Raw genomic sequence first — 11,806 nt, 5'->3', positions numbered from 1 at the left:
GCCTTACTGTAACACAGGGGCGCTAAATTGCTTAATTGCTTCCCCAAGATCGTATACCACTGTTTTACTACGTAAAGCATTAGCAATGATACTGCTGCCGGCCGCACTGCGGTAACCGGCGGCGCAATGCACCACCACCGGTTTTCCGGCGGGGATGAGGCCTACCCGGTCGGGCAGTTCACTTAACGGGATATTGATGGCATTCAGGAAGATGGGCTGCGTGGCGGCTTCCGAGGCGTTGCGCACATCCACGATCGTGTAGTCGTTTTCGTTTTCCTGCAGGTGCTCAATGTCGAGCGGCTCCATGTGAGCGGGCGGCTGCAACACAAATGCCTGGCGGATGAAAGGTTCGTACCCGATCTTGGCGGCGCGGGCGGCGAGCGCCTGTAACTTTTCGCGGGATTCTGCCACCAGGTAAAACTCTGTGCAGGGCTTTACCAGTGTACCCAGCCAGGTTTCGAAGCCGTTACCGTCCTGCAGGTTGATAGCCCCGGCCAGGTAGCCTTGTTTGAACAGCTTTGCGGGACGGGCGTCGATGATGGTGAGGCCTTTGTCTGTATCCACTTCTACTGCGGCCATCGGGACCTGTCGTAACGCGGTGGTCAATCCTTCTGCACCTTTAAGGTTCATGGCTACATCGTACGGGAAATAGGCCGGTACGAAAGGTTGCTCGCTGGTGAGCTCGTTGATGAACTGCGCTTTGGACATCTCCTGCAGGGCCCAGTTGCTCGCCTTTTCCGTACCGATCGTGCTGCTACGCTCCTTGCCCAGCGCTTTACCGCAAAGGGAGCCGGCACCGTGGGCGGGATAGACCGTTACGTTATCGGGCAGCAAGGCGAGTTTATCACGAAGGGAATGATACATTTCGCCCGCCAGGTGGTGGCGATCGGCGGTGATATTACCGGCGTGCTCGCGGAGATCGGGCCGGCCGCAATCGCCTACGAAAAGCGTGTCTCCGGTAAATACGGCTACCGGTTGGGATTGCAGCTCCAGTACAATGCAGATGCTGTCCGGCGAGTGGCCGGGTGTATTGAGGGCTTTTAATTTTAATTCCCCGATGCTGATCTCGTCCCCCTCATCGAAAGTCGTATGCGGGTAACTCGCGCCTGCCCTGCGGGATATGTAGATCGTTGCACCTGTGTGGCGATGCAGCTCCAGGTGACCGCTTACAAAGTCTGCATGCGGATGCGTTTCTATCACCGCTGTAATGCGTGCGTTGTTCGCAGCGGCAAAATGAAGGTAAGGTGTGATATCGCGGGAAGGGTCTACGAGTATGACTTCTGCTTCGGTTTCGCTGAGGATGGCGTAGGAATAGTGTGCCAGTGGCCGGTCTTCGAACTGTTGTATTTTCATGACAGTATGCTTTAGGTTGCTGTCATAAAGGTAGTGGGGCGCGTGCCGTAGCGAAACGACTTACGTCAAGGTAGCGGATGAGGATGATCAGGATACCTGCCGTTGAAGTGAGTGACACAACGGCGGATGAGTAGCGGACCAATGCCCGTACCTAAGCAGTTAAACTCGCTAAACCCTTTGTTACCGCGTATTGGCGGATAAGATTGAGGATGTACTCATTTTCTGGGTAAGGTGTGAGATAGTCTTTGAGTCCGTCGATGCTGGTGATTTGTACTTCGCGTGTGAGGTAGCCCATGCCGTAGAAGCGGCCGCGCTCCATGAGGATGCAGCTTTGTTCGCCTACGCCGCGGCCGTTGCCCATAATGATGTACGAGGGCTGCTCGTCCTGCAGGTGTTGGATTGCTTCCAGCACGCGGTTGTTGTACGTTTCCGGCGCCTCTTCCTTGTCGCAGGCGCCATGGCAGGTATGTTCGGCACGGCCTACGCAGTTAGGATCCGTTTGCAGGAAACAAAGACGTGGGCACAATTCGAACTTTGTTACCAATGATTTCAGGCGGTTGCGGCCATCTACCATCAGGTTGAAGCTGTATATCGGCGCGGTGTGTTTGCGGCGCTTTTCGATGGCCAGGCGCAGATATCCCTGCTGGTCTTCGAACAGGTAAAAGCCGAAACGCGCCTCGATGCGTTTTTGTGAATAGTTGTATGCGGGCCACAGGCGTTTGATCTCCAGCGATTCGAGGATAAACGCCATCAGCTCGGTACCGGTGGCCTCGTAACTGATGCTGTGAATATTACGCAGGAACTCCTGGCGTTGCCTGCCCGCATTGTTGCCCGTAAAATGGCTGTTGACGCGTTTGCTGATGTTTTTGGCCTTTCCTACATAGATCACCTTTCCTTTTTCATCGTGGAAGTAGTACACGCCCGGTTGTCCGGGTAAGGCGCGCACCTGTTCCACCGGCAGGTTGGGCGGCAGAAAATGTTCTTTGGAGCTTGGTTTTAACGCAGCGGCAATAGCGCCGTTCGCGTCCGCTTCCACCAACATGGCGAACAGTTTGGCCGTCGCTTCCGCATCGCCACCGGCGCGGTGCCGGTTAAGGATAGGAATTTGCAGCGAACGGCAAAGGTTGCCCAGGCTGTACGAAGGGAAACCGGGGAATATTTTACGGCCCAGCCTTACGGTACATAACTTCTTCGTATTGAGGTCGTAACCGTAATGTGCCAGGTGAAATTTCAGGAACGAGTAATCGAAGTTGACGTGATGTGCGACAAAGATATGGTCTTTTAGCAGGGCAAATATCTCGCCCGCCACATCCTCAAAATAAGGCGCATCCGCCACCATTTCGTTGGTGATACCGGTGAGGGCCGTAATATATGTAGGGATTTTTACGCCGGGATTAATCAGGGTCTGGTATTGATCTACCACCCTTATGCCATCCGAGATAAAAATAGCCACTTCCGTTATACCGCTGGCACTCGCGTGCCCTCCCGTAGTTTCTATATCGACAATTGCATACATGGGACAGCAAATATACGCCACTTACAAATTCGCCCAAACGCCTTGATACTGTTTTCAATACAATACATATTATATATTTTAACATTATTATGACTATGGAAAATGTGCGTTTTCGCATCTTAGGTGTAAATTCCACTACGTACTGCCAAAATTCATCCCTATGACGATTGTAATGACGTTTTTGGTAATCTATCTTCTGATCGTAATTATTAACCCGGTTACCACCTTTTTTCACGAGTTGGGGCATGCGCTCCCGATGCTGGCATTTTCTAAAGAGGGGAAAGTGGAGATGTTTATTGGTTCGCATGGCGACTACGACAAGTCGTTGAAGTTACGTTTCGGAAGATTACATTGTTACATCCGGCTTACGCAGTTACTGCTGATGAAACCTTCGGGCATTTGTCGCGGTTCGCGGGCCGAGAACAGTTATGCGCAGCAGCTCACTATTCTTTATGGTGGTGCGGTGTTTTCATTATCATTGGCCATCGTATCGTTGATCGCCGTGCTGAACTACGAACACATTCCGGCCATCAGGCTGATCGGCTTTACCGTATTGCTCTTTGCAGTCATCGACCTGGTGATGAACCTGTTGCCGCGTACCATCAAAGACAAGAAAGGGCATCGGTTTTATAATGATGGATACATGATTTTGTTTACCATTCGCACCCGCCGTTTTCATGAAAATATCACCACTGCTTTTCGTCATTACAGCGCCGAGAACTATCGCGATGCGGCTTACGAGCTGAATTACATTGTGCAGCAGGGCTTTTGTAACGAGATATTGTTACGTGCCCTTTGCAGTGCGTTGTTGCTGAACAGGCAGCATGACGAAGCCGCGCAATGCCTGCAAACACTGGGAAAAATATCCAGCTTTGATGCCACCGATCACTTTCACGCGGGCTACCTCGCCAGTCGCGGTAACGATCCTGAAACGGCCATGAAACATTATCGTCTCGCGCTGGATGCAGATCCTGAAAACGCAGTAGTGCTGAACAATCTCGGATATGAACTGGCGGAAAAAGGCGAATACATGGAAGCTTCCGTTCACCTTGAAAAAGCGATAGACCTGGCGCCCGAGCTGGCCTTTGCTTACGACAATCGTGGCTACGCCCACCTGATGCAAGGCGAACTGGAAGAAGGCAAACGACTCATCGAACGCAGTCTTGAATTAGACCCGACTAACGCTTACGCCTATAGGAACATGGGGCTTTACTATATGCAGATACAACATTACGGTGCGGCCATTGCCTTGTTCAACAAAGCGATCCAGCTGGATGCCACGACGCCGCGCGCCAAAGCATACTTAGAACAGGCCTGGATGACAGCCGCATCGCGCCAGCATCTGCAATAAACCAACCACGCAGTTAAATCGCGGAAACACTCATTTACATTTCTCAGTATTACTACTGAAGGAAGCCCCGTCGTGCGCCGTTACTTTTGCAATCGCAAATACGGAATACGCACTTAAAACCTCAATAATATCAGATCATGAAAATGAACGTAAAGCGCCTCGCGCTCGCAGCAGCCCTCATCGTTGGCTTGTCTACCCCCAAAGCAAACGCCCAGTTAAAAGGTGGCGACAATCTTGTAAACGTGGGCATTGGTTTTGGCTCTGCCTACTCCTACGCATCCGGTTACAAAGGCTTCCCGGCTGTAAGTGTATCTTTTGAACGCGTGATCCCGAAAGAACTGGGTCCGGGTTTGCTGGCAGTAGGTGGTATCGTTAGCTACCGCAAGATTTCCGACAAGTTTGAAGGCAACAACGGAGAAGTTTATGGTACTTACAAAAACAGTTACTCCAACACCGTGATCGGTATACGTGGTACTTACCACTGGGAGCAGCTGAACACCGAGAAGTATGATGTATACGGTGGTGTACAAACTGGCTTGCGTTTCGAGAATTACAAGTCTAAATGGGACGGAGATACGTACAAAGACAAGTACACCCATTTTTACGGTAGCATCATCGTTGGTGGTCGTTACTTTTTCTCCAGCAACCTGTCTGCTTTTGCCGAGTTGGGTTACGATGTAACCTGGACCAAAGTGGGCATTAGCTTTAAGTTTTAATAATCCGCCATCCCCGTTTAGTTCCCCAGAGAAGAATGCCGCATCCCACAAGGAGCGGCATTTTTGTTTTGGTACGTAATTAGTTCTCGTATAGACAGCAACGAAAACTTTGTTTTATGAAACAGATCTTAACCTACATGCTGTACACCCTCCTGCTGAGCACCCCATTGTTAGCCCAGGATACCACAAATAACTGGCAACAGTCGCTGGCCGCCGAGCTTAAGACGCTGGATAATTCTGCATCTGTCTCCGTCTGGAAGCAGTCTGCCGATAAGATATCCGGCCTGGCGAACGAGCATCCTAAGGAATGGCTGCTGCAGTACTATGCAGGATGGGCAAATACACAAGCTTCATTCAAGTCTGATAGTCCGGAGGCACTGTGCGACAAAGCAGAGGCCCATGTGAAGAAAGCGCTGGACATGCAGCCCTCCCACTCTGAAACGCTTACCCTGATGGCGTACTGGATGAGTGCGAAGATCAATGCACAGCATTCGCGTGGCGTAACGTTGGGATCGCAAAGCAAGAAGTACGCGGAGCGGGCGATTGAGGCTAATCCTGCTAACCCGCGGGCGTACCTCGTGAAGGCGCTGGTGATCTATCACACCCCGGCGATGTTCGGTGGTGGTAAGAAAAAGGCGAAACCCGTGGTGGAACAGGCGGCGCAGAAGTATGCGTCATTCAAACCTAAATCGCAGCTGGACCCTGACTGGGGGGAGAATATTTACGAGGAGCTGGCTAAAAAATATCAGTAGTAGAAAGCCCCGTGCAGTTGTTACACGGGGCTTTCCATTTATGCAGATGCATTTACTATTCCATTACCTCTCCTGACTTGGCCTCCGCCGGGGTAGCATCCCGCACGCCCAATACCTGCGCCGAGATGTGGAGCGTTTTGCCCGCCCATGGGTCATTGCCGTCGAGGTATACCGTATCTTCCTCAATCGCCACTACGATCCAGGCGCCGTCTTCTTCACCAAGGGTGATAATTTCACCTGGTTCGAGCGGCTCGTCACCGACTTCGAGGTCCTGCAGGCGGAGCGTGCGGATCAGGTTGTCGACCCGTTGGCCGAAAGCCTCGTCGGGCGAGAGCTTAACGGTGATCGCGTCACCGGCTTTTTTACCTTCCAGTGCGCGTTCGAGACCGGCTAATAACTTGTTGGCACCCTGTACATAGGAAACGGGGCCCTGTCCATCGTTGGTATCAAGCAGCTGACCCTGGCTGTCTTTGATCGTGTAGTTAATCGTAACCACTTTGCCCCTGGCGGCTATTGTCATATTCGAATCGGATTGAATGGCCGCAAAAGTACAATTTAATTGGGTGCCCGTTACCGGGTAATCAAAATATACGCAGTTCAATCACAAATTCCGGCAGTTCATTCGACCGAATCTTGCACAAACCGGCAGAAAAGGAGACTTTTGTTGCAGATTCATTCGCGTTTCACCCCTAAAGCCACTGCTGATGAATACGGTATTAACATGTCTATCGGTACTGCTACTGGCCACCGCCGGTTGCGAAAAGGAAAAAACGGTGCGGTCTGCCAAGCCCGCGACTACTGCGCGTACCCAGGCGGCCAATGCCCGTATGGCCAGCGGTGTACCTGCCGGTAAGTCGTGGCAGCTACCGAAAGGTGTAATGCTCAAAGGCATTCACGGCGGCAACTGCGAAATGCCCGAGGCGCACAGTTACGGCATGACCTACGCCCGGGTGGCGCTTTGTGTAAGCCTGCATAACAGCTCCTCCTCCGCTATAACCGTCACCCTGCCGGCTGGACTTGTGTTCGTGGCAGCATCTGCCAACGTGAAGAACGGGTTAGTTCCCAGGCCGATCACGTTTACCGTTCCGGCTGGCGAGGACCTTCACGTGAGAATTGGCGCCCTTTGCATGAACCCCGGCCGCGAAATGCCCCAGGGAGACGATCATTACAGCATAGGCCCGGTTTACGACCAGGCCCCGCTGAAAGCTTTCTACAGCCTTTTTAACCGGAAACGCATATATGAGAACGACCCGCGCCGTGACTTCGACGCGGCGATCATAGCCCAGAGTTTATTCTGGAAACTGTGCGACAGTACTGGCCTCACCAAGGACGACATTGCCCTGGCCAACAGCCTTGCGGACCTCTAACCAGGTAGTGTGGGTTTCCGTCCGCAAACCGCAGCGTTGCGTAAGCACGCTGCATTTTTTTGCCGGCTCCCAAAAACAACAAACCTCCCGGCCACCTTGCAAAAAATCAGGGGTGATCTTTTTACATGGCGCCGAGAGGTTTCAACCGAAAGAAGGTTATAAGGTTAAGCCTTCCTCCCTGGATTTATTACGGAAGGTAGTTTTCTGCACAGGCGTTTCTTTTACGGAAATGCCTTCTTCTACGAATTGTCTAAAATTATGCACATCTTCGGCCACCAGTTTCTCGAAATTCGCATTCAGGAGCTTCGCGATACCAGTGCCGATCAGTCCGGCAGGCGGCCTGTAAGTAATGATCACTTCCAGGTGAGTGCCGCCATCTTCCGCATCTTCGAACACCACTTTACCGGCATTCTCGATCATGGAATCTGGTAAGGAGCGCCAGCCAAGTACATTATTGGTCTCTTCCAGCACTATTTCCGCATCCCATACGAAGTCGCCGAAGCCGCCGGGCAGCTTGGCGGTCCATTTGGAATGGGTACCGCTGATGAGTTCTACTGATTTAATATGTTTCATGAACTGAGGCAGGTTTTCCAGTTGTCGCCAGGCCTGGTAAACCTCCGCCCTTGGCCTGTTCACAATAAATTCTGTGCGGATGTTTACGGCAGGCGTATGCCTTACTTCATCATCGGCGAGGAACATGGCCGACAACGGACAATTGCCGGATATTCCGCGGTACAGCAGGTAACTGCCGGATACCACTTTTAATAATGCGCTAAACGGGGAACTGCGAAGTTTATCGATGCCGCCCCATAATAGCATGGCGCCTGCGGTAGCAGATGCTACGCGACCGGCTTTGCTTACATTCATTACGCGGCTGCTTTCATACAGTGCGCCCGCGCGGGGCCTCGAACGTTTATTGTCTTTGTATTGCATAACAGGTAATTTAGAAGTTAATGGGGCCGTTGCTATAACACGGAAGTCATGCGCCCGGTTGCATCTTTACAACAAAGACCATTCCACCCCAGGCAGACATTAAACTTTCGTAAAACATATACACATCTGATCGATTTAGGGATATGCGACCTTATATTTACGGCAAATAAACATCCATGTATACATTCACGAATTTGTACCATGCTGCGGAAATCGGCGACATTGAGGAGGTAAAAACGATACTGGCAGCGCAACCCGAGCTATTGAAAGAGAAGGACGAATACGAGTTTTCGATCATGCACGCAGCAGCACTGGCTGAGGACCCACAGCTGATTACCTACCTGGCCGGACTGGGTGCCGACGTGAACGCGCAAAACGACGAAGGTATGACGCCCCTGCACCTGGTGCTGTACCCGGAGGTAGCGGAAACGCTGATCCAGCTGGGCGCTAACGTAAACGCTAAATCCATCGATGATGAAACGCCGCTGCACATCCAGGTAGCAGAAGGCGAACAACAATACGATATGGTGAAACTGTTATTGCGCCATGGCGCTAACAAAAATGCGAAGGACGTAAATGGCGAAAGACCTTATGATATTGCGCGGGACCGGGAAGAATCGGAAGAAATTATCAAACTGTTGAAATAGCAAAAAAGGCGTCTTTACCGGACGCCTTTTTCATTTATTCGATAATGGCCAGCTGTTCATAAAAACCGCCTATCTGCAGTTGCCTGTCCACAAAGTGGATCTCATAAATCCAGTGCCGCGGATTGCCGAACTTATCCGGTTCGTTCATCGGCTGGTGGTTACCTGGGTGTACGTAGTTCTCCACTTCGCTGCCCAGTATTTCTTTATGCGGAAAGTTACCTATAATATGCCCGGCGATCGCGCCGCCAAACTCCCAGCCATAACTGCGGGCCAGTTCCACCGAATATTGATAAAACTCAGCACCCGTAATGTGCGGATGTGTATGCAGGTACTCGCAGCCCCGCTGCCAGGCTTCTTCAATATCGCGGGTAAGTCGCAGCTTTTCCGCATTGTTACCCAGTACGAAGGTGCGACCGAGGTCGGCCTCCCAATCTTCAAACACCGGCCCGAAATCGAGAAAAAGAATATCATCTTCCCGGATCATGAGATTAGGTGGGTTTTCGTCGTATGGCTCCAGGGTGTTAATACCCGCCCGCACAATACGTTTGTGCCAATACTTGTGGATGCCGAACAGCTCAAAGGCCAGTTCATACATCCTGCTGTTTAGGTCTTTCTCCGTTTGGCCGGCGCAAAGTAGTCCGCGCCGTGCCGCTTCTTCGAACAGTTCTTCCGCCTTTTGCTGTGCGTCTTTAAGCTGCTGCTCCAAACCGGTCCGCTTACTTGTCATAGCTCGTACGTTATGGTTAATTATATCAGGCTTCCGTTCAAAGATAACATATTAAATAAATTACACAAGGGTATTAACATAAAAATGCCCGCTGTCTGAGATGAAGCGGGCAGGGTTTTATTCTTTCACGTCGAAATAGAGTGTTTTACTTCCTGTAGCGCCATTCTCACCAAGCGCCTGCAACACGACTACGTACCTTCCTGGCAGATCGGAGGTGTAGAAGGTTTGGGTACTTTCTTTTTCCACTTCCGGCCGCCAGGCCAGCTGATTACGGTAATCCGGTAAGTGGCTGGCCCGCAGTTCGTCCGTACTGTAATCGGGACCGTAAAACTGGCGCTGTACCTGCAATCCTTCATAATCTAATACCGTGGCATTGGCATCCAGCTCGTAGCCATTAATATCGCCTTTGTAGGTGGTCATACTCACTACGCCGTCGAAGTACAGGTTGCCGAGGAAATAACGTTTGGTGAGCACTTCCATCTTACGCACTTTAAGCGGATCGTAGGCCAGCACTTTATCCATGTCGAACATGGGCACACCATCGAGCAATACCAGCGGGTTGCCGGAAAAGAAGTTGCGGGTGGGCATGTCCAGCGCATACAGCACAAACTTGCCATTGCGGCGGCGTACGTTGATGCCGAGCACATACTCGCGCAACACTTCCTCCATGGTCACGAAGCGGGTGTAGTCGTCGAGCATATAACGTGCATCGGGTTTACCGTAGAACGCGGAGGTATCGATTAACGGGAGGTTCACACGCTTCATTAATTCTCCCGTAAAAATATTCTGTACCTGCATGTTGATGCTGCGGCGGGTAAGGGTTTGCGCATATTGATCGGTAAGCACGGTTTGCGGCCATGTACCCGGAACGATACTATCCGAAAAAGGACTATTCAGCTCGATGCGATACATGCTATCCTTCTGCCCGTCGGTTTGTGCGATTACCTCGTTAGGACCGTAAAAGTCACGCACATCGAATCTCACCGAACCTTGTTTATCGCTTAAAGAAGTATAGAACTCGACCGTTGGACCAGGAATGGAAAGGAACGTGGCAATGTTTGCAGTGGGCCTGCCATTACGCGAATCGATCACTTTACCGGTGATGAGGTGCCCGTTAAACTCCGGCGCATACTGAAAGGCAGGTTTAGCCGGACCAGTTACATCACTCCAGCGGAAACGCCTCCAGCCGCGTGTAAGCAGCAGGTCGTCCATCGCCGCCTCATCGTTCAGGTAAGCGGAGGCATTGGGTACATATCCCCCGATATCAGCTGTTAAATATAAAGCAGTGGTGATGTCGTCGCCGCTCAACTGCTGCAGCGAATCGAGCCGGTACACGGCCATTGACATACTGGCGGCGTCCCTGGCGTTCAGTGTGAGATTAACAGGCTGGCGGATGCCATATTGTGGCTTATCTGCCGTAGCACTAATATCAAACGTGGCAGGACGTTTAAAGTACAAACGTTCGCATAGCGGCTGCCTGTCCATATTAAACACTGTGAAATGAGTAACCCCGTCCCCCAGCTTATTACGATCGATGATAAATTCAGCCTTGCCCGCCTGCAGCGACTTACTCTCCCCCACTTTCACCACCTGCCGGGTATGCGCCAGCAGGTAAACGCCATCGCCAGGAGCATTGGCAGCATTCACCGAAACATGAATGTTATTACCTTCTGTACGCAGGCTCATCACATAACCAGCTGCACGTACCTCCGGCAGGGCCGCCCGTTCCGCAGCAACGCCCGGAGCCTGTATAACGGCATGGTACACACGATTTTCACGCGGGGTGAACAGGAAATTACCTGCGCCATATTTTCCGGGTTTAAAGGTAACCACGGTATCATTGAACTGGTCGAGCACTGCGCCGGTAGCCGCTATCACATTGCCACGGGCATCTCTGATCGTGAAACCAACCTTACTTTGCAGGTCTTTTACCAGATAACCACCTTCGGGATAAAAGTGCGCCTGCAGCCTGGCCCCTGTTGTGGCGGGTTCGTCGAGTATTTTCTGGGAATTAACGAACGTGACGGTCTTTTCGTAATATCCTGATGCATCGAAGTTTTTCATCCAGGCGGTGTAGCCGCGTAGTTTATAGGTGCCCGTATTCACGACCACCGGCACATATACAGACCCGCTGCCAATGCCATCTTTCAATTCCACTTTAGCCTGCATCACCGGGCGGCCCTGGGGGTCTAAAACATCCACATATGCCACTTTACTGATATCGGCCAGGCGATGCCAGGAAGCATCGACATTGTACACTTTAAACCACATGATCTCACCTGCGAGATAAAACTCTTTGTCGGTATGTACATATATTTTTTCCTGGAACACCTTTCTGCGGTATTCATCCAGGGACGACTGCAACACGGACTGCGCCGATAGCTGCAGCGGCAGTACTGCGATAGCGAGTAAATAAATCAGTTTTTTTATCATTGTGCTGATGT

Annotated in this window: 11 protein-coding genes; 5 read left to right on the top strand and 6 right to left on the bottom strand. The window is 51.5% G+C overall.

The features are described from left to right. Positions 1–3: 3 nt before the first annotated feature. The gene (locus MKQ68_RS08105) at positions 4–1,353 is read right to left on the bottom strand and encodes an MBL fold metallo-hydrolase (protein ID WP_264282856.1); all 1,350 of its coding nucleotides are present in this window, start codon (positions 1,351–1,353) and stop codon (positions 4–6) included. 151 nt (positions 1,354–1,504) lie between these two features. Beyond that, on the bottom strand, positions 1,505–2,869 hold the full coding sequence (locus tag MKQ68_RS08100; protein WP_264282855.1) for an exonuclease domain-containing protein: 1,365 nt from the start codon (positions 2,867–2,869) through the stop codon (positions 1,505–1,507). A gap of 160 nt (positions 2,870–3,029) precedes the next feature. On the opposite strand from MKQ68_RS08100, the gene MKQ68_RS08095 reads away from it, so the two are divergent. The 3 genes from MKQ68_RS08095 to MKQ68_RS08085 all read left to right on the top strand — a co-directional run bounded on the left by MKQ68_RS08095 (position 3,030) and on the right by MKQ68_RS08085 (position 5,688). Then, positions 3,030–4,220: a tetratricopeptide repeat protein gene (locus MKQ68_RS08095; RefSeq protein WP_244837988.1), complete on the top strand. Its 1,191-nt coding sequence runs from the start codon at positions 3,030–3,032 to the stop codon at positions 4,218–4,220. Between the two features lie 137 nt (positions 4,221–4,357). Continuing rightward, complete coding sequence (locus MKQ68_RS08090; protein WP_244837990.1) at positions 4,358–4,936, top strand: hypothetical protein; 579 nt, start codon at positions 4,358–4,360, stop codon at positions 4,934–4,936. A 116-nt stretch (positions 4,937–5,052) separates the two neighbouring features. Beyond that, positions 5,053–5,688, top strand: coding sequence for a tetratricopeptide repeat protein (locus MKQ68_RS08085; protein WP_264282854.1), 636 nt, complete (start codon positions 5,053–5,055; stop codon positions 5,686–5,688). Positions 5,689–5,743: 55 nt separating this feature from the next. On the opposite strand, the gene MKQ68_RS08080 is transcribed toward MKQ68_RS08085, so the two are convergent. Beyond that, complete coding sequence (locus MKQ68_RS08080; RefSeq protein WP_264282853.1) at positions 5,744–6,208, bottom strand: FKBP-type peptidyl-prolyl cis-trans isomerase; 465 nt, start codon at positions 6,206–6,208, stop codon at positions 5,744–5,746. Positions 6,209–6,392: 184 nt separating this feature from the next. Here MKQ68_RS08080 and MKQ68_RS08075 point away from each other — a divergent pair, with 184 nt between their 5' ends. Further along, entirely contained in the window at positions 6,393–7,055 is a 663-nt protein-coding gene (locus MKQ68_RS08075; protein ID WP_244837994.1) for a hypothetical protein, read from the top strand. A gap of 156 nt (positions 7,056–7,211) precedes the next feature. Here MKQ68_RS08075 and MKQ68_RS08070 read toward each other — a convergent pair whose 3' ends face one another. Beyond that, entirely contained in the window at positions 7,212–7,988 is a 777-nt protein-coding gene (locus MKQ68_RS08070) for an SRPBCC family protein (RefSeq protein ID WP_264282852.1), read from the bottom strand. A gap of 176 nt (positions 7,989–8,164) precedes the next feature. Between MKQ68_RS08070 and MKQ68_RS08065 the strand changes: the two genes are divergently transcribed. Further along, the gene (locus MKQ68_RS08065) at positions 8,165–8,635 is read left to right on the top strand and encodes an ankyrin repeat domain-containing protein (protein ID WP_264282851.1); all 471 of its coding nucleotides are present in this window, start codon (positions 8,165–8,167) and stop codon (positions 8,633–8,635) included. Between the two features lie 34 nt (positions 8,636–8,669). Here the strand turns inward: MKQ68_RS08065 and MKQ68_RS08060 are convergent, their stop codons facing one another. Both MKQ68_RS08060 and MKQ68_RS08055 read right to left on the bottom strand, forming a co-directional pair. Beyond that, positions 8,670–9,362, bottom strand: a complete 693-nt coding sequence (locus MKQ68_RS08060; RefSeq protein ID WP_264282850.1) for a M24 family metallopeptidase — start codon at positions 9,360–9,362, stop codon at positions 8,670–8,672. 117 nt (positions 9,363–9,479) lie between these two features. Continuing rightward, positions 9,480–11,795, bottom strand: a complete 2,316-nt coding sequence (locus MKQ68_RS08055) for a hypothetical protein (RefSeq protein WP_264282849.1) — start codon at positions 11,793–11,795, stop codon at positions 9,480–9,482. Between the last annotated feature and the right edge of the window lie 11 nt (positions 11,796–11,806).

This window comes from Chitinophaga horti, from assembly GCF_022867795.2.
Classification (GTDB): Bacteria; Bacteroidota; Bacteroidia; order Chitinophagales; family Chitinophagaceae; genus Chitinophaga; species Chitinophaga horti.
The sequence above is the reverse complement of the archived record's forward strand: the minus strand, read 5'-3'. Positions and strand labels throughout refer to the sequence as shown.